Here is an 18,419-nt window from a genome sequence, read left to right on the forward strand (position 1 = left end):
GTAGATGACTGAAGACCGCCTTTACCTGATCGATACCTTCGCGCTCATCCTCTCGGTATCCGCTGCGCGGATACGCGAGACCTCGCCGCGGATCGTAGTGGTGATGCATGGCTGAGGACCGCCTATATCTGATCGACACTTTCGCGCTCATCTTTCGGGCCTATTACGCCAACATGCGCATGAAGAATGGCGCGGCGCACACCATGGCGCGGATGCTGCTGGCCATGGTGAACCAGCACCAGCCCACCCATCTGGCGGCGGTGTTCGACACGCCGGAGCCCACCTTCCGGCACCAGATCTACCCGGACTACAAGGCCAACCGGGCCGAGATGCCCGAGGATCTGAAACCCCAGATCCAGCTCATCCGCGAGCTCATCGAGGCCCTCAACATCCCCATTGTGCAGTTGCATGGCTTCGAGGCGGACGACGTGATGGGCACCCTGGCCAGGGAAGCGGCGAAGGAAGGGCTGCCTTCGGTCATCGTCAGCCCCGACAAGGACCTGTTGCAGCTCGTTGATGACGAAGGCAGGATCCAGGTGCTCAACAACCGCGACGGGGAGGTATGGATCGACCGCGCCGGCGTGAAGGAGCGCTTCGGCGTTTTCCCGGAGCAGGTGGTGGACATGCTGACCCTCATGGGCGATTCCTCGGACAACGTGAAGGGCGTGCCGGGCATCGGCGAGAAAGGCGCGCAGACCTTGCTCGAGATGTACGGCTCTCTGGATGGGGTGCTGGCCCACAAGGATGAATTGAAGCCCAGGCAGCGCGCTGGCATCGAGGAATCCATGGCGTGGCTGGAGCTGTCCCGCCGCCTGGTCACCGTGGTGACGGACCTCAAGCTGCCGGTGACGGTGCATGACCTGGCCTATAAAGGGGTGGATCAGGCCCAGGCCCGGGAAGCCTTCAAACGGCTGGGTTTCCAGATGCTCACCAAGGAATTCACCTCCGTTGGCGGAGGGGAAGGCGGCCCCGCCCGCAAGTACCGCCACACCGCGTCAATGGCCGAGCTCGATGCCGCGATCCAGGAAATCCGCCGCGTGAAACGCTGTGGACTGGATACGGAAACCACCAGCATCGACGCCACCCGCGGCCACATTGTCGGCATCAGCCTCGCGTGGAAGCCCGACGAAGCCCTCTACGTCCCGCTGGGCCATCTGAAGCCGCCCACCCAGGACACCGAAGGTTCCCTGCCGGGCCTGCTGCCGGATTCGGGCCTATCGGATTCCGAACTGGATCTGCGGGGAGACGCGGCGGACTACTTTGATTCCCTCGCGTCGCATCTCGACCCGCGCAATCTGAACTTCCGCAAGGTCCGCGGCAAATTGGGGCCGGTTTTATCGGACCCAGCCATCGCCAAAGTGGGGCAGAACCTCAAGTACGATCTGCAGGTCCTGGCGCGCCATGGTTTCGAAGTGCAAGGGCTGGCGGGGGACAGCATGGTGCAGAGCTACCTGCTGGAATCCTCCCTGCGCCACAACCTGGACGACTTGAGTTCACGCTGGCTGGACACCAAACCCATCCCGTTCGAGGCCGTTGTCGGCAAAGGCAAGGCGCAAAAACGCTTTGATGAAGCCGATTTCGACCAGGCGGTGCAGTACGCGGCCGAGGACGCGGACCTGGCGCTGAAGTTGGTGAACAAGCTCGATGCCGCCATGCAGGATGGCCAGCTCCGGCGGCTGTACCAGGAGGTGGATCTGCCGCTGGTGGAGGTCCTCGCCTTTCTTGAGCTTCGGGGAATCCGCGTGGACCTGGCGGTGCTGTCCGCCCTGGCCAAGGACATGAACGCCCAGCGCGACGCGGCCGCCGTGCGCGTGACGGAGCTGGCGGGCGAGGCCTTCAACCTCAACAGCCCCTCGCAGCTTGCCAAGATCCTCTACGACAAGTTGGGCCTGCCGGTCCTGCAACGCACCGCCAAGACCAAGGCCCCCAGCACCGATGAGGATGTGCTCAGCGAGCTGGCCCTCCGCGGCGATGGCGAGATCGCACGCCAGCTGCTGAAACACCGGCAGATGGTAAAGCTCCTGGGCACCTACGTCGAAGCGCTGCCGCTGATGGTCAATCCCGTCACAGGGCGGGTCCACACCAAGCTCCATGCGGCTGTGGTGGCCTCCGGGCGCCTGGCTTCCAGCGATCCCAATCTGCAGAACATTCCCATCCGCACCGAGGAAGGCCGCCGCATCCGGGGCGCTTTCGTGCCCGAAAAAGGCTGGGTGCTGCTGGACGCGGATTACTCGCAGATCGAATTGCGGGTGGTCGCGGCCCTGGCCCAGGATCCCGTGCTGCTGGGCGCCTTTGAGGCCGGGGAGGACATCCACCGCCGCACAGCCTCCGAGGTGATGGGCGTGCCGCTGGACCAGGTCACGGGCGATGACCGGGCCAAGGCCAAGGCGGTGAATTTTGGCCTGCTCTATGGCCAGGGAGCCTTTGCCCTGGCCGCCTCCCTGGGGATCACCACCAAGGAGGCGAAGGCCTTCATCGAACGCTATTTCGAACGCATGCCCAAGGTCGCCACCTGGATCGAAGGCACCAAGGAGAAGGCGTTGAAGGACGGATTGGTGCGCACCCATTGGGGCCGCATCCGCCGCATTCCTGAACTCGAAAGCGCCAACCCAGGCCTGAAGGCCCAAGGGCTGCGGGAAGCGGTGAACACGGTGGTGCAGGGCACCGCCGCGGATATCATGCGCCGGGCCATGGTGCGCCTGCACCATCGGCTCAAGGCAGGAAACCTGCGCGCACGGCTGCTGCTGCAGGTCCATGATGAACTGCTGGTGGAAGCCCCCCCAGAGGAAGTCGAAAGGGCCTCTGAGTTATTGCGGGAAGCCATGGAAGGGGCCGACGATCTTGCGCCCTTGGGCGTCAAGCTGGCCGCAGAGGTAAGGACCGGCCAGAGCTGGCTCGAGTGCAAGTGAAGGTCTTCGGCGATACTGGGTCACCTGGAGAATCTCCCATGAAGATCCTGCTCGTCGGCTCCGGAGGCCGGGAACACGCCATCGCCTTGAAACTGAAGGCCGCGCCGACTCCGGTGGAGCTGTTCGCGGCGCCGGGCAGCGATGCCATCGGGGACTTGGGGACCTGCCTGCCGTTCGCAGCGGAGGATGTGGCGGGAATCGTAGGATGGGCGGCGGAAAACCGCCCGGACCTTTCCGTCATCGGTCCCGAAGGCCCGCTGGTGGCCGGCCTCGCGGATGGCTTGAGGGCATCGGGTCTGGCAGTGTTCGGGCACGAGGCCAAAACCGCGCGGCTGGAGGGCAGCAAATCCTTCGCGAAGGATTTCATGCATCGCTATGGCGTTCCCTGCGCCGCCAGCGTCAGCGTCACGGAGCTGAACAACGGCGAAGCCATCATCAGCACCTGGACCCATGGCTATCCCATCGTGCTGAAGGCCGATGGCTTGGCCGCCGGGAAGGGCGTGGTCCTGGCCACGACCCAAGAAGAGGCGCTGGAAACCCTGCGCAATTTCCTGGATGGGCAATTCGGGGAGGCCTCCCGGACCGTCCTGCTGGAAGCGCCGCTGTCCGGCATGGAGATGAGCCTGCATGTGCTGATGGATGTGGACGCCAGCCACGCCCGGTATGTGATGCTGCCGCCCTGCCAGGACCACAAGCGCATTTTCGATGGGGACAAAGGCCCGAACACCGGCGGCATGGGTGCCTTCGGACCAATTCCTTTCTTGAAGGCCGAGGACATCACGCTGCTCCGCGACCTCCTGGTGGTGCCCACGGTGCGGGGGCTCCAACAGGAGGGGTTGAAGGCCAGGGGCGTGTTGTTCCTCGGCGTCATGTGGACGCCCGAGGGCCCGAAGCTGCTGGAGTACAACTGCCGGTTCGGGGACCCCGAGACCCAGGTGCTGTTGCAGTTGCTCAACGAAGACCTGCCGCAATTGCTGCTGGAGGTGGCCGAGGGGCGCCTGGACCGGGAACGCGTGAAGCTCAATCCGGGCTGCGCGATCTCCGTTGTGCTGGCGGCCGAGGGTTATCCCGACGCGCCGAAGAAAGGCATTCCCATCGAGGTGGGAACCCCTTCGCTCACGGTCATCCACGCCGGCACCAAAAAAATGGATGGCAGGTGGGTGACGAATGGTGGCCGCGTGATCAATCTCAGCACCCACGCGGGGAGCCTGGCATCGGCCCGCGCGAGGGTAGAGGAAGGCCTGGAGTCCATCCACTGGCCCGGCATGCAATACCGCAAGGACATCGGACTCCGGGCCCTGCAGCATGCCGAAGCAGGCCGCTCGGTGCGGGATCCATGGTGAGCCGCTGGAGGTAGGGAGTTCCCATGCTTGATCTCATCCGCGACCTCTATGTCCATCAGGAATGGGCCGACGCCCAGCATTGGCAGGCGGTCCGAGCCTTTCAGCCGGCGTTGGAGCACGAAGGATTGAGGCAGGGGCTCTTCCACATCCACGCCGTCCAGAAGGTATGGCTCGCGCGCTGGCAGGGCGTGGATCTGGTCTTTCCAAAACCCGAGGACTATCCACGCATCGAGGACCTCTACACCTTCGCCAAGTCTTGCCACGCAGCCCTTCGAGGTTATCTGTCCCTCCGCTCCGAACTGGATCTCCAGGCATCCGTGACCTATCAAAACATTCATGGCGAGACCTTCACCCAGCCCTTGGAGGACCTGCTGCTCCATCTTCCGTACCACAGCCAGTACCACCGTGGGCAGACCGCGCGGGCCATGGTCGCGCTGGGCGCCCACTTGCCCGCGACGGATCTGGTGGTGTGGCAGCGGGCGGGTCGACCGAAGGCCGACTGGACGGAATAATCCCGGGAATCGCCAGGCCGGCTGGAATTCTGTTGCAAAGCTGCTGCATTATTAATTTTGGCTCTTCACGGATATGCGGGAAGTGGCACGTAGCAACTGCTTCCGTTAAGAGCAGGCACCGTGGCGTCTTAAAAACACCACGCTGAGGGTAGCGGAGATTGCGGAGGGAAGCGGAGGAAGTAAAGGGGCGGGTTCATCTTTGGCTCTTTCCTGGGTTTCCTATGTGCCACGATTCCGGCAACGGCATCCGGCCCTCAACCCCCACCTGACCTGATTAGAACGAAAGCCAGACTCTTTTCTCCGCTACCCTCCGCGCCTCCGCTGCCCTCCGCGTGGTTAGCTTTTCCCTCAATTCCGTGAAGAACCTAAATTTTCAAGCGCCTGTTGCGTTTTGGTTGTAGCGCAGCACCGCATTACTGGAAACGGTTGGACCAGATGTTGTAGCGCGCACCGTCATGCTGGTACCACACCGCCAGGGCGTTGCCGCCGGGATCAAGGGCGATTTGGGGGTAATAAGCGTGACCCGCGTTGTCAGTCTCGATGAGCGCTGCCGTGCCCCAGCCGCTGCCGATGGTGTAGCGGTTCGCCCACATGTTGATGTGCGTGCCGTCATGCTGCGCCCACACCGCCAGCGCGTTGCCGTTGGGATCAAGGGCGATTTGGGGCTGAGAGGCTTCCCAAGGGTCGGATTCAATCAGCACCGCCACACCCCAGCCGGTGCCTGCCAGGTAGCGGTTGGCCCAAATGTTGGAGGCGTGTGTGCCGCCCTCCTGGGACCACACGGCCAGGGCGTTGCCGCTGGCGTCAAAGGCGATTTTGGGATTTCCGGCATCACCAGCGTTGTCGGTTTCAATCAGCGCCGCTGTGCCCCAGCCGGTGCCCGCCACGTAGCGGTTGGCCCAGATATTCTCGCGCAGGCCATCGTTCTGCTGCCACACGGCCAGCGCGTTGCCGTTCGTATCCATGGCGATCTGGGGCCTGGAGGCATCACCCGCATTGTCGGTCTCGATGAGGACCGCCGTGCCCCAGCCGGTGCCGACTGTGTAGCGGTTAGCCCAAATGCTGCGGCGAGGGCCGTCATATTGCCGCCACACCGCCAGGGCATTGCCGCTGGGATCCATGGCGATCTGGACGTTATAGGCATCATCGGTGTTGTCGGTTTCAATCAGCACCGCCGTGCCCCAGCCGATACCGACCGTGTAGCGGTTGGCCCAGATGTTGGTGCGGGTGCCGTCATCCTGGGACCACACCGCCAGGGCGTTGCCGTTGGGATCCATGGCGATTTTGGCCTCGGAAGCGTCCCCGGTGTTGTCGGTTTCAATCAGTGCCGCCGTGCCCCAGCCCGTGCCCGCCGAATAGCGGTTGGCCCAGATGTTGGTGCGGGTTCCGTCATGCTGGGACCACACCGCCAGGGCATTGCCGCCGGCATTCATGGAGATTTGGGGTTCATCGGCATAGCCGGCGTTGTCGGATTCAAGGAGCGCTGGTGTGCCCCATCCGGTGCCTGGTGTGTAGCGGTTGGCCCAGATGTTGTTGCGCGCACCGTCATATTGGGACCACACCGTCAACGCATTGCCACTGGCATCCATGGCGATTTGGGGGCTGGTGGCACTACCCGCGTTGTTGGTCTCGATGAGTCCGGCCGTGCCCCAGGTCTTCGGTGGCGCGGCGGGGTTGACCGCCAGGGTGGCGATGGTGCTGGTGGCTGAGCCTGAACCATTGGTGGCAATGACGCGGTACTGATTGCCGCTATCCCCAGTGCTGGTTGCGGGAGTGGTGTAGCTGTTGGCGGTGGCACCGGCGATATCGGCGAAGCTGCCACCCCCATTGGCGCTCGCCTGCCACTGCAGCGTTGGGCTTGGGATGCCGGTGGCGACCACGCTGAAAGTTGCAGGGTTGGGTGCCGTCACCGTGATACTAGCGGGCTGGGTGGTGAAAGCCGGAATCATCGGAGCCGGATTGACGGTTAGCGGCGCGGCGTTGCTGGTGACGCTGCCCGCGCTGTTGCTCACCGCCACGCGGAATTGGTGGGCATTATCCGCCAGGGGAACCGCTGTTAGGGCGAGGGTGGCATTGGTTGCGCCTGCGACGTCGGTAAAACTGGCACCGCCATCGGTGCTGCGACGCCACTGGTAGTTGATGGTCGTGCCAGTCGCAGTGACCGAGAAACTGGCGTTCTGTCCGGCGATGATGGATTGAGCCGATGGATGCACGGTGATGGTGGGAGCCACCACGGCGGGCTGTCCAGGTGTGTCGTTTCCGGTGCTACAGCCCAGCACGGAGATCAACGCTGGAACACCGGCAAATAGGTATAGACGGGTCGTGCGCATAACTACTCCTGGGTGTGGAATTTGATGGTTTACGGGATGATTTCGGCTGTGTAGTTGCAGGTCCAGTGCCTACCCCCATCCACCCGTGCATTCGCGGTCGAGGATCCGGAGTTGACCGTATTCCAAAGCAGATTCACCGTCGGCCAGAGATCCCAAGATGCGTTCCAACCGGCCACAGAGGTCAGGTCGGGCGTGTCCACTGGGAAGCTGCCACCGCTGGCGATCCAACCGGGACTCATGAGGATCTGCCACCCGCGGGACGAGGTGCTGCCTTGAACCTGGACCACGTTGAAGATGAAGGTCGTGGAATACGGGGCCGCGAAACTAGTGGTGAAGCGCAATTGGGGATGGGGTGACGACTGAGAAAGAAGGACCGTCGGCGGAGTGGCCGCAGCTTGGAAATCGAGGGTCACATCTTGAGGCGTGGCCATCCAGTACTGGCTCAGAAGCATGGGGGACGTGCCATTGCTGGTTGCGTAGTCCGGTGGCATGGCCGTGGCAGTGATGCCTTGAAGATCCCCGGACCTCAGCTTGGAAGCAGGAACCACCGCGATGGGCGGAGGGGTGCCCCCGCCGAAGGAGAAGCTGGTGCCCACCACTCCAACATCCAGACCGGGATTCCAGAGGTGGCAGATTCCAGTGATCACATGGCCGCTGGAAGCGAGACCCGAGAGGGTGATCGCCGCCGAACCTGGAACGAAAGCTTCCGTCCCGCCAAAATTCAGGTCTCCGCCGACCGAGGGATTTGACCCCGAGAGCGGGATGTCCCGCCGCAGGATGCATTTCAAGGTGGCGCCTCCGGGAATGGACTCCGCGGCGAACAGGTCCCCCAATGGTTTCTTCATCACGGCCGGCGCTGTCCACGGGCTGTTGCCGCCTGCGGGGGCGGTGAAATTCGAAGTCCCGGCGATGCCCACATCGATCGCCACCACGTGGCCCTCTCCAGCGGTGTAGGTTCCACTCACTGGCTGGAAATTGGGGCAGGGGTCCTGCATCTGCAACGCCAGCTCGGCTGTGGAGCCCATGAGCACCATGGTGAAGATCTCGTCCGGTCTCACCTGGCCCCGCAGAGTGATGGCCACTGCGCCCCGCCCCGAGGCCAGGGAGAAGGAATAGGCGCCACTGTTGCCCGCGACCGCGGTCCAGGGCCCTGAGCCGTCCTGGAAGGCGAAGAGGATGACATCGTTCTGCTGGAGGCAAGGGATCATGGTGATCTGGGTGCCTCCTGAGGGCTGCGTGACCACCAGGCTGACGGTGGTGGAGGCGTTGGGGGCGCCCGACGCGGTGCCGTTGATCGTGATGGGATAGGTGCCTGTGGCCACAGAGGAGCCCACCGTGAACGTGGCGCTACTGCTGGTGGTAGCCGAGGAGGGGTTAAAGGCCACGGTGACGCCCGCAGGCTGGCCCGAAGCGCTCAAAGCTACGGTTCCGGAGAAACCGCCGGCCGGGACGATGCCAATGGTGGAAGTTCCCGCAGAACCCTTGGGCACGGTCACCGTGGAGGGTGTGGCCGTAAGCAAGAAAGATGGTTGAGCCACGGCAGTTACGGTCAGGTTGCCGACGGCGCTGGCGTTAGGGACGCCGCTCGCGGTGCCTTGGACGGAAAACGGATAGGTGCCCGGTGCGACGCTATTGCTCACCGATAATTGAAGGGTGGAAGAGACGGCAGAACTTGCAGGAGTGAAGCTGCCGGTCACGCCTGCTGGAGCGCCTTGCAGGCTGAAGGCGACCGCGCCGCTGAAACCACCTTGGGAAGTTACCGCCACCATGGTGTTGCCGGTGGATCCCTGTGGGATCGTCAGGGAAGAGGGGAGCAGATCCAGAGAGAATGAGGGCGTCGGACCGGCGACCACCAGCGTGCCTTGCACGATGGCATCGTTCACACCGGTAGATTTCCCTATGAGCGTGAATGGGTAGCTGCCGGACTGGGCTGTGGCGTCCACGGCCAATTGCAAGTTGTACGTCATGGCGGTGGCGGCGGGCCCGATAGTGGGTGTCACAGTAGCCGGAAGCCCGGAGTGGAACCAGGAAACCGAGGCATTGAAGCCCCCTTGGGGTGTCACGGTCACGAGCATCGTGCCGGAAGCGCCCTTCTGGAGATTGAGGTTTGAAGGATTCAGGGAGAGCGAGAAGCTGGGGGTCCCACCGGCATTCCCCCCCGGCGAGCCGTCGCCCCCGCCACCACATCCTGTCTGGATCGCCATTACGAAGGCGAACAACGAAGCGAGGATCGTGCGAAGCAGCTTCGTCTGGCGCATGGAGGACTCCTGTTGACGATTGGCTAGAATCTAGGCCAACCCCTGGCCAGCCAACAGGTACAGATCCCACCTTTCCTCTTGTGCCAGCCCGGCCTACCATCCAGACCACCTGCCTATGCGCGCCCAGGACCTCCATCTCCAACTCGATCCAGACAGTCCGGCCCCCCTGTACCTCCAGGTGGCCAGCAGTCTGGAAGATGCCATCCGCCATGGGCGCATCCTTCCTGGCATGGCCCTTCCCAGCGTCCGGGAGCTCGCCAAGCGGCTCGGCGTCCACCGGAACACGGTGCTGGCGGCTCTCTCGGAGCTCCAGGCGCAGGGCTGGGTGGACACCCGGGAACGGGCGGGGGTCTTCGTGAATGATCAGCTGCCCCAGCCCCAAGGCAAGCTGCTCGAAGGCGGGCCGCCCACGGCGCCAGGATTCGACCTTCCGTCCCGCTTCCTGCCCATGACGGATCCCCTGCCCCAGGAGATGGATCTCTCTGAACCGCGGGCGGACGTCCGAATGGCTCCCACCGAGGCCATGGCCAAGGCCTACCCCCGGGCTGTGCGCCGCAAGGGCGCCGAGTTGCTGGGAGGGGAGGAATACAAAGGGCAATTGCGGCTCCGCCAATCCCTGGCCGCGCATCTTGGAGAACAGCGCGGCCTGTCGGTGGACCCCAAGCGGATCCTCATCACGCGCGGAACGGGCATGGCCCTGAATTTGGTGGCCCAGGCTCTGGTGGGTTCCGAGGGGGCGGACGCGGCGATGGAGGATCCCGGGGATCCATTGGTGCGAGGTCTCCTGAAAGGAACGCCAGGCTTGCGTCTTCACGCCCTGCCCGTGGACGAGGGGGGCGCGAGGATCGACTCCCTCCTGGCCCTGCTTGAACGGGTGCCCCTGAAATTCCTGGTGCTTTCCCCGCAGTGCCAGCTCCCCACGGGGGTCGCGCTTGCCCAACCTCGCCGGGCGAAGCTTCTGGAATTGGCACAGGCGCATCGCGTCGCGCTCATCGAATTGGACCCGGAATACGACCATCACTTCGGATCTGGGCTTCCCCCGCGTCCCCTCGCCGCAGAGGATTCCTCCGGCCAGGTGGTGTACATCGGCAGCCTCTCCAGGGTGCTCGCCCCCGGACTCCACTCGGCCTACCTCACCGCCCCGGGGCTCCTGGTGGACCGCCTCGCGAAGATCCGCCAGCGCATGGATTGGCAGGGGGACCGCGTGCTGGAATGGGCCTTGTCCGAACTCTTCCTCGACGGGGATTTCAACCGGCATTTGAGGAAGCTCCGGAAGGTCGGCCTGGAAAGGCGGGACGCCCTCTTGGAAGCCCTGGGAGCGCACTGCGGAGATTGTCTTTCCAGCTTCCCTTCGGAGATGGGCATGGGGCTCTGGGTGGAGGGGAAGGGCCGCCTGGCGGATCCCGCGAGCTTTGATGCCTGGATCAGGATGTGCCGGGACCTGGGCCTGAAACTTCGCCAGGGATCAACCTTCGATCACGAGGGCCGTCCGAAAGCCGCCACGCGGATCGCTTTTACCGCCTTCGAACCGGAGGAACTCCGGAATGCCGCCATCCGGATGGGCCAGGCCTCCATGCGGATTTGAATCCGGCCCTTCCGGGAGTTCGATGCCGCCACGCGTGGGCGTGGTTCGATCAGCCGCTTCTTTGCTTCCGGCGGGACCACTGCCCCTTCATGGCCCGCGCATCGGCCAACTGCTTCTTCACGAGGTTGTCGTCCGGGGTTTTCGCCAACACGGTGCCTGCCAACTCTTCCTGCAGGTTCAGGACCCAGGTGGGATCCTCACCGCGGCGCACGCGCGATTTCGCCCACTGTTCCACCGTGTCCATGGCCATCGAGGCAAGCAGGACCGAGAACTGCGGGAAGCGGGCCATGCTCTCCTTCCAGTTGTCCCAGACCGCCTGGAATGCGGCCTCCGTCGGCTGTCCGGTGGCCTCCAGCTGCTGCGCGCGCTTGTGCAGGAGGGCCGCCCTGAGCTGGGCTGCGTAGACGGTTTCCCCGCCAAGACTCCTCGCCCGCTCTAGCCATTCGATCCCGATGCCGGCCCAGGGTTCGACCTGCTTATCTCGGACGAGGCCGATTTCGGCCAGGGCCGAGACAATATACACACCGTTCACGGCCAGTTCGGGGAGATCGGGGTTCTGTTCCTGAAGCTCCCGGGAGATCTGGAGCCCTTCCTCCGCGAGGTGTTTCGCTTCCTCCCATTGCTGGCGGCGCACCAGACCCATGACCACCGGATAGCAGGCGAAGACCAGGTTCTTTCTCGGTCGGAGACCCTTCGGATCCAGGCGGACGGCCTCGCGCATCAAGTCGAGGGTCCGCCGTTCATCGGCGGCGGAATCCCCTTTCCGTTCATTCACCACGGATGCCACGTAGGATGCCGTTCCTTGGAGCATGAAGGACTCCGAGGTGGGGCCCTGGAGGGCATCCATCTGCCGGGCCGTCTCGGTGACAGCCTCAAAGTCGGCGGCCCCAAGGGTTTCCCCAGCGGCAAAGCGAGTCATGAGGCTGGAGGCTCTGGCCCACCCCAGGCCCTTCCAAAGCCGGGGATCGCTGCGGGCGGATTCCAAGGCCCGGCGAAAGGCTGCCTGGGCCTCTCTTGATGCCTCCAGGCTTGGCTTCGCATTGCCCTTGCCATCCTCGTCCCATTGGATTTCGAACCAGGCTTCGCCCAGGAGTTTCAGCGCGGCGGGGTCCCCGTTCCGATCCGCCTCCGCGCGGTGCGCGGCCGCCGCCGCATCCTGCCAGCGGCCGTCCAGGTAGGCCGTCTGGCCCTGCAGCATGGCCTGGGCATAGGGGTTTTGCGCGGGCTGGGAGGCGAGAACCGCCTTGGCGGGCTCCAGCAATTCCTGACGGGCCTGGGCCAAGGCCTTTTTCTTTCGTTCCGGATCTTGGATGACGTCCGCGCGTTTCCTGGCCTCATGCCAGAGCTGCCCAAGGGTGTCCCCATAGATCAAGGCTGCGTCAGGACTGCGGAATCCGCCATCCCAGGCACGCTGAAGCAGCGGCTTGGCTTTGGCAGGTTCCGAGAGGAGCCAATGGGCAACGCCGACTGCGTAGGCTCCGGCGGGTTCATGGATGGTGGACTGGAGGCTGGCCATCTGGTTCCGGATCCGTGCATAGGCAGGGTGCAGATCATGAACGGGAAGGAGGTGCTCCATCTTCAAAGAGGTTTCCATGGCCTTGGCTTCGGCCCCTAGTTGGGATGCGGCCAAGGCCTGGCGGGAGGAGCGCCAAAGGGTGAAGCCGCCGAAGGCGAGGCCCAGAGCCGTCACCAGGCTGGCGGCCAAAGCGACGCGGGCGGCGAGAGGATTGCGCTGGCGCCAACGGATCGATCGCTCCAGAAGGGTGGAGGGCGCGGCCTGCACGGCTTCACCATCCAGATAGCGTTGGAGGTCCTCGGCCAAAGCCAGCGCGGTGGCATAGCGGTCCTGGGGGGCCGTGGACATGGCCTTGGCCACGATGCGGGAGAGGTCTTTTGGGATGGAAGGCAATCTGGTTTCCAGGGGTGTTACCGGCCGCAGGCGGATGGCTTCCAGAAGCTTGCCGGGCTCCCTCTCCGCGTAGGGCAGGGCGCGGGCCAGCAGGGTATAAAGAGTCGCGCCTAGGCCATACACATCCGCCCGGCGGTCCAGGGGAGGACAGGATGGATCCAGTTGTTCCGGCGCGGCAAAGGGCGCCGTGCCAGACGGCATCCGCCCTCCCCGCTCGCGGAGCGCCACCAGGCCGAAATCCGTCACCAGGGGATGCACCTGACCCTGGTCTTGAACCTCAAGAAGGATATTCGAAGGTTTGACATCCAGATGGACCAGCCCCGTCCGATGGGCGGCGTGGAGGGCTTCCGCCACGTCCCGGATGGTCTCAACCGCGGTGTCCTGGACCATGGGAAAGTCCGCCAGGGTGCGTCCCGCCACCAATTGCAGCGCGATGAAGGGACGGCCCAGATTCTCTCCGACTTCATACACCTTGCAGATGTTCGGATGCTCCACCCGGGCCTGGGCGCGGGCCTCCTCCAGATGCAACTCCGCATCGCCGGCCTTGAGCAGCTTGAGCGCCACCCAGCGTTGGAGGCGGTCGTCGAAGGCCCGGAAGACCCGCCCATGGCCGCCGGTGCCGATCAGAGCCAGATCGCGGTAGGGACCGATCGTGCCTGGCAGAGGATCCAGTTCCGGCAGGGGACCCGGAGCCATGGTCCAGGATTCCGGGCAGGCCGGGAGCCCTTCGGGGTCCTGCTGGACCGCCCGCCAGAGCAGGCGGTCCAGGTCCTCGGTGCGGAGCAATCCCTTGTCGAGCATCCCCTGAAGCGCGCCACCCCAGGGTGCTCCGGGGGTAGGCGCATCGGTTTGACTGGGATCAGGGTGTGTCGGAAGCATCCCTTCGGCCAAGGCCAAGGCAAGGATCCGGCGTTCCAGTTCCTTCTGGTGCAGGGGTTGATCGGATTGCTCGTTCATTTATCTTCTGATCTTGCACGTGTCGGGTTGGAATTCATATATCTGGTGCTGCGGCCGCGAAGCCTGAAACGGCGGACATACTTGATGAACTTGAACAGAGGGCAAAGGGGTTGAAACAGTTCCGGTCCTCGATTCCTCGATGCGGCCAGCTTCCCACCCGCCTGCTTCCCATGTTTGAGCTTCCCCCCATTTCCCAAAACCCATGCGAGGACCCCATGCTCGACCATCTGCGCGATCTCCTGAACCACATGGCCTGGGCGGATGGCCAGTTCTTCCACGCCTGGTCCAAGGGGCCTAGCGATGACGAGGAATTGCGCGAACGCTGGTCCCACGTGCTCGGCACGGCGGCCTTTTTCACCGAGATCATCCGGGGGGAACATGACCTGCCCTGGGACAAGATCCGGTCCGGCGAAGTGAAGCCCCCTTGGCTGGATCAGCCGTTGAAAAGCTACGACGAGCTGAAGGCCCTCACCCATGCCAATCATGAAAAACTGGCTGCGACTTTGGCGACCTGGAATGATGCCGCGCTCGGGCAAAGCGTCAGCATCCCCTGGTTTCCGGATCCACCCTGCGTCATCAGCCTCGGCGAGGCGGTCCTGCAGGCCGTGATGCACACCCAGCACCATCGCGGCCAGTGCATGACCCGGCTAAAGGACAAAGGTGGAAAGAACTCGGATGTGGACTACATCATCTGGCTTTGGAAGGGACGCCCTCCGGCCCGATGGGCCTGATCCGGCGGGTCCAGGAATTCGGCCCTTCTCATCGGCCTCGCGAGGGATATCCTGGCTTCCATGCGCCCCCTCATCGTCCTGCTCCTGGCCGCGGCCCTGCCGCTCTCCGCCCAGTTCTGGGCGAGGCTCGCCAATCCCTCGGTGGATGTCGGCATTTTGCATCCGCCAGAATTAGGCCTGAAGATTTCGAGGGTGGCCCTGGCGCCCTCGCGGACTCCGCCTTCCATGGAACTGGCGGGCGCCCTTGCGGCGGACCTGCTGCATCAGCGCGAACTGGATGTGGTGGCCAAGGGCGATGTGGATCTGCTGGAACGGGCCCAGGAGATGGCCGCCCGTGGCATGGTGGATCCGGCCCTGGCGGCCCAGTTGGGACGCGCGCTGGGACCCGTGGCGCTGATCGCCATCCAGGTGGACCGCGCTGACATCAAACACCAGGAAAGTTCCAAGGACACCAAAGACAAGGACGGCAAGATCACTTCCACCACGCGCACGCACACCTCCACGCTGGAGTACGACGCGACGCTCCGGGTGGTGGACGGGGCCACGGGAAAGGTGCTGGGCGTGGCGCAGATCCGCGAACGCCCCTCCGCCAGCCTCAGCTCGGACAAGGGGCGCCCGGCTCCGCCCGATGAACGCGAACTGCGCCGGCAGGTCTTCGACGTGGCCCGCGACCGGGTGCTGAGGCTGCTGCTGCCCTGGACGGAGGGCACGAAGCAGATTTTCTTCGACGACAAGGCCTACCTCATGGACCAGGCGGCCGGGCTCATGAAGGCGGAGGATCTTCAGGGCGCGCAGAAGCTAGCAGAGTCCGGCGCGGCCGAGGCCGAAGCCGACGCCGCAGGCGAAGCCAAGCTGCGGGCCCGGGCCGTCTACAACCTCGGCATCGTGGCTTTTGCCCAGGGGAATCCTGCAGCGGCCCTTCCCAAATTCCGCCGCGCCCTGGAGATCCTGCCGGACGCCAGCATCTTCAAGGACGCCCTGAAGGACGCCCAGCGCGCCATGGACATACGCGCGGCCTACGATCGCTATCAGCAAAGCGCCGACCTCACCCCTGCCGCTCGTCCTTCATCGACTTCCGCTGGTCCGGCCCGAAGCCTGGAGGAGCGGCTGGAGGATCTGGAACGCCTGTGGAAGAAGGGCTTGCTCAGCGAGGATGAGTACCGGGCCAAGCGCGCAGAGATTTTGAGGTCGCTGTGAAGCCTGGCTCCGCTTCACCTCACGCCCAGGTCTCCGGGCCCCGGACCTCGCACGGCGCCGGAACGATGAAGCGGTTCCTGCTTCTGGCGTTGCTCGTTCTGTCTCCCGTGGATCTTTGGGCGCAGAAAGAGGTCTACGACCTTATCCACTACACGCCGCCCTCGGCCTGGAAGCAGACCACCTGGAGGAAGGACGAGTCGGTCAAGAATGTCCTCAGCTACACGATGACGGACCCGGAGACCCGCTCCTACTGCCAGATCTTCCTCATCCGTAGCACCACCAGCAAAGGGGACATCAATTCCGACTTCGACAGTGAATGGCGGGAACTCGTCGTCAAGCAGTACCATGCCACCGAGCCCCCAAAGGTGACCGACACCGCCGAGGAGAACGGCTGGAAGGTGAAATCCGGCGTCGCCACCTTCCAGTTCGACGGTGGCACCTCGATCGCGATCCTGACCACGATCAGCGGCTACACCCGGGCCACGAGCATCGTCGCGGTCACCAGCAACCAGCAGTTCACGCCAGCGATCCAGGCGCTGTTGGGCTCGGTCGAGCTGAAGCGGCCCCCGGTGACCGCCGCGGCGCCAGCGAAGCCCGGGGCGGCAGAGACCGCGAAGCCGGCGGCCTTGCAGGGCTTCATGGATTACAACCCCTTCACAAAGACATGGACGTGGAAGGTCAGTTATCCCCCGCCGCAGAAGTAGCCCTCACACATCGATATCAGCCGTTTGAATTTCCTAATCACCCCCATAACGACGCCATAAGTATCATCTGGGCCTATTTGGGTGCTTTGAAACTTTTATATGGCCTTCCAGAGGGTGCGGGTAAGCTTTGTCTTCTTCTTGACCCAGGTGAGTGATAGGTGTAGTAAAGGGCAGGAATCCCGCATGTCAACTGCTCATATAGTCTCATCTGACTGTTACGGCCCTTCGTACCGACCAAGATTCCGACGTCTGGCCCAATCTCCAGCCACCCGCTCCATCTGAATGAATAGATTGAACTTCCGTTACACTCTAAAGTCAATTATTTAGCAAAGTTCAAATACAACTACCTTTCGAGGAGTCGAGTTTTGGCAAAACAATCGGTCTTAAAAGTCCAGGTCCTGGACTCGAGTCAAGTTCAAAAGCTGGTTCAGCTTGTTGATGAGTCAGTTCGCGCTAGTAGCGAAGGTGTACGACATTTTGTTGAACCGACACCAGGAGTTCTCGCCAAATCAAAGAGCAAACGCCATAACATAATCTTCGGGCGGCGCGGATCAGGTAAGTCGAGCCTACTTCAGAAAATTGCGGCTGATTTGACGGTTGATCGCACCCCCATTGCTATGGTCGATCTCGAAACCTTTAAGCAGCACAGCTATCCTGATGTGCTGTTAAGTATCCTGATTAAGAGTTTCCTCGAAGTTAAAAATTGGCTCGACACAGCAGCGACCAATTCCTCGACGAAGACAACTTTCTGGAATCGATTGTTTGGAACAGTGCCTACAAAGCCTGGCTTTAATCGTGAGGCAACGCACGCGCTTTCTGCTGACTTCGACAAGATGATTCTCGAGCTAAACACTCTACTCATGTGTGCGGACGAGTCGAAAATTAGAGATAGCAGCAAGGGCGAAAGCGGAAACGAGAACAAGGCGAGTTTGTCTGCAAAGGTGCCTGGAACCGGTATCGGAGCAGAGGTGACGGCTGGGATGACCGAAAAGACTAGTTCAGAAACTCAAACGTATACGTGAGAAGTCAAGCACGCCGAAACATCATGCGCTACCAAGAGTTGTTTACACGATTGTCTAGGCTAGCGAATGGCCCTTCGTTTTTGTTGCTCGACGATCTCTATCATCTTCGCCTGAGCGACCAGGCAAGCGTCGTTGATTATTTTCACAGGATAGCGAAGGGATCCAACCTTTGGCTGAAAATTGGCACAATACGTCACCGGTCGCGATGGTATGTCCTCGGACATCCGCCAATAGGAATGAAATTGGGCGATGATGCGGATGAGATCGACCTAGATGTCACTTTGGAAAAGTACGATGTCACCAAGGCATTCCTGATGAAGCTCCTCAGTCAATTCGCATCAGAGGCAAATGTTGTGCTTTCGACGATACTGGCTGATGGGGCACGAGACCGGCTGATTCTCGCTAGCGGCGGCGTAGCACGAGACTTTTTGACCATATTCAATCGCTCAGTACAAGTAGCACGCGAACGCCTGATCAGCGGGAAAATTGCCAGGGGATTTAAAATCGGTAGCGAAGATGTGAACGTCGCAGCCGGTCAACAAGGCACATATAAAGAAGAAGACTTCAAGCGAGACACAGGAACTGAGGACCGTGATCGCCTTATCTCAAATTTCAACAATATTCTCGAATTTTGTATAACGAAAACAAAAGCAAATTGCATCTTAATTGAGAAAGACATGACGTCGCCCCACGTTGAAACTATCAACGAACTCGTAGACCTCAAATTTCTTCATAGAGCAAAATTTCGTGTGACCGTTCGAGACCGAACCAGTAGATTATACGATGCTTACATGCTTGACTTAAGTCAATACGCTGGAGAACGCGCCCGTAAAGACTTTGAAATGGTCAAATTTTGGGGGCCCGGCTCTGACGATGCGCTCCGTAAGGCAAGTCTAATTTATCTTGAACGACAGCACACATAGTCCCCCAGAACTCGTAAGGTGGAATTCCTCGGGTATAAG

General features: G+C 62.4%; 12 protein-coding genes. 9 read left to right on the forward strand and 3 right to left on the reverse strand.

Features of this window, described 5'->3' with window-relative positions; translation table 11 throughout:
- Window positions 1–107 precede the first annotated feature (107 nt).
- Genes polA through IPQ13_14715 form a run of 3 tightly spaced genes read left to right on the forward strand, consistent with a single transcriptional unit; the run spans window position 108 to window position 4,764 of the window.
- Window positions 108–2,909: a DNA polymerase I gene (polA, locus tag IPQ13_14705; GenBank protein ID MBL0212142.1), complete on the forward strand. Its 2,802-nt coding sequence runs from the start codon at window positions 108–110 to the stop codon at window positions 2,907–2,909.
- A gap of 38 nt (window positions 2,910–2,947) precedes the next feature.
- On the forward strand, window positions 2,948–4,252 hold the full coding sequence (purD, locus tag IPQ13_14710; GenBank protein MBL0212143.1) for a phosphoribosylamine--glycine ligase: 1,305 nt from the start codon (window positions 2,948–2,950) through the stop codon (window positions 4,250–4,252).
- 23 nt (window positions 4,253–4,275) lie between these two features.
- Window positions 4,276–4,764: a DinB family protein gene (locus IPQ13_14715; protein MBL0212144.1), complete on the forward strand. Its 489-nt coding sequence runs from the start codon at window positions 4,276–4,278 to the stop codon at window positions 4,762–4,764.
- Window positions 4,765–5,177: 413 nt separating this feature from the next.
- On the opposite strand, the gene IPQ13_14720 is transcribed toward IPQ13_14715, so the two are convergent.
- Window positions 5,178–7,094 (reverse strand): hypothetical protein, encoded by a 1,917-nt coding sequence (locus IPQ13_14720; protein MBL0212145.1) that lies wholly within the window; start codon window positions 7,092–7,094, stop codon window positions 5,178–5,180.
- Window positions 7,095–7,123: 29 nt separating this feature from the next.
- A complete protein-coding gene (locus tag IPQ13_14725) occupies window positions 7,124–9,352 on the reverse strand; it encodes a hypothetical protein (protein ID MBL0212146.1) in 2,229 nt (742 codons plus the stop codon).
- A 115-nt stretch (window positions 9,353–9,467) separates the two neighbouring features.
- Here IPQ13_14725 and IPQ13_14730 point away from each other — a divergent pair, with 115 nt between their 5' ends.
- Window positions 9,468–10,937 carry a PLP-dependent aminotransferase family protein gene (locus IPQ13_14730; protein MBL0212147.1) on the forward strand — a complete coding sequence of 490 codons (1,470 nt, stop codon included), beginning with the start codon at window positions 9,468–9,470 and terminating at the stop codon, window positions 10,935–10,937.
- Between the two features lie 49 nt (window positions 10,938–10,986).
- Here IPQ13_14730 and IPQ13_14735 read toward each other — a convergent pair whose 3' ends face one another.
- Window positions 10,987–13,803: a serine/threonine protein kinase gene (locus IPQ13_14735; protein ID MBL0212148.1), complete on the reverse strand. Its 2,817-nt coding sequence runs from the start codon at window positions 13,801–13,803 to the stop codon at window positions 10,987–10,989.
- A 215-nt stretch (window positions 13,804–14,018) separates the two neighbouring features.
- On the opposite strand from IPQ13_14735, the gene IPQ13_14740 reads away from it, so the two are divergent.
- From IPQ13_14740 to IPQ13_14760, 5 genes are all read left to right on the forward strand, one after another.
- The gene (locus IPQ13_14740; GenBank protein MBL0212149.1) at window positions 14,019–14,534 is read left to right on the forward strand and encodes a DinB family protein; all 516 of its coding nucleotides are present in this window, start codon (window positions 14,019–14,021) and stop codon (window positions 14,532–14,534) included.
- A 60-nt stretch (window positions 14,535–14,594) separates the two neighbouring features.
- Window positions 14,595–15,731 (forward strand): hypothetical protein, encoded by a 1,137-nt coding sequence (locus IPQ13_14745; GenBank protein ID MBL0212150.1) that lies wholly within the window; start codon window positions 14,595–14,597, stop codon window positions 15,729–15,731.
- A gap of 65 nt (window positions 15,732–15,796) precedes the next feature.
- The gene (locus IPQ13_14750) at window positions 15,797–16,435 is read left to right on the forward strand and encodes a hypothetical protein (protein ID MBL0212151.1); all 639 of its coding nucleotides are present in this window, start codon (window positions 15,797–15,799) and stop codon (window positions 16,433–16,435) included.
- A gap of 365 nt (window positions 16,436–16,800) precedes the next feature.
- The gene (locus IPQ13_14755; GenBank protein ID MBL0212152.1) at window positions 16,801–17,457 is read left to right on the forward strand and encodes an ATP-binding protein; all 657 of its coding nucleotides are present in this window, start codon (window positions 16,801–16,803) and stop codon (window positions 17,455–17,457) included.
- A 23-nt stretch (window positions 17,458–17,480) separates the two neighbouring features.
- On the forward strand, window positions 17,481–18,380 hold the full coding sequence (locus IPQ13_14760; protein MBL0212153.1) for a hypothetical protein: 900 nt from the start codon (window positions 17,481–17,483) through the stop codon (window positions 18,378–18,380).
- The last annotated feature ends 39 nt before the right edge of the window (window positions 18,381–18,419 follow it).

The organism is Holophagaceae bacterium, from assembly GCA_016720465.1.
GTDB lineage: Bacteria > Acidobacteriota > Holophagae > Holophagales > Holophagaceae > JANXPB01.

Bases quoted from the DNA above. Each gene is read 5' to 3' on its own strand.
- IPQ13_14720 (MBL0212145.1), bottom strand. From the start codon at position 7,094: ATGCGCACGACCCGTCTATACCTATTTGCCGGTGTTCCAGCGTTGATC.
- purD (MBL0212143.1), top strand. From the start codon at position 2,948: ATGAAGATCCTGCTCGTCGGCTCCGGAGGCCGGGAACACGCCATCGCC.
- IPQ13_14725 (MBL0212146.1), bottom strand. From the start codon at position 9,352: ATGCGCCAGACGAAGCTGCTTCGCACGATCCTCGCTTCGTTGTTCGCC.
- polA (MBL0212142.1), top strand. From the start codon at position 108: ATGGCTGAGGACCGCCTATATCTGATCGACACTTTCGCGCTCATCTTT.
- IPQ13_14740 (MBL0212149.1), top strand. From the start codon at position 14,019: ATGCTCGACCATCTGCGCGATCTCCTGAACCACATGGCCTGGGCGGAT.
- IPQ13_14730 (MBL0212147.1), top strand. From the start codon at position 9,468: ATGCGCGCCCAGGACCTCCATCTCCAACTCGATCCAGACAGTCCGGCC.
- IPQ13_14750 (MBL0212151.1), top strand. From the start codon at position 15,797: ATGAAGCGGTTCCTGCTTCTGGCGTTGCTCGTTCTGTCTCCCGTGGAT.
- IPQ13_14745 (MBL0212150.1), top strand. From the start codon at position 14,595: ATGCGCCCCCTCATCGTCCTGCTCCTGGCCGCGGCCCTGCCGCTCTCC.
- IPQ13_14735 (MBL0212148.1), bottom strand. From the start codon at position 13,803: ATGAACGAGCAATCCGATCAACCCCTGCACCAGAAGGAACTGGAACGC.
- IPQ13_14760 (MBL0212153.1), top strand. From the start codon at position 17,481: ATGCGCTACCAAGAGTTGTTTACACGATTGTCTAGGCTAGCGAATGGC.
- IPQ13_14715 (MBL0212144.1), top strand. From the start codon at position 4,276: ATGCTTGATCTCATCCGCGACCTCTATGTCCATCAGGAATGGGCCGAC.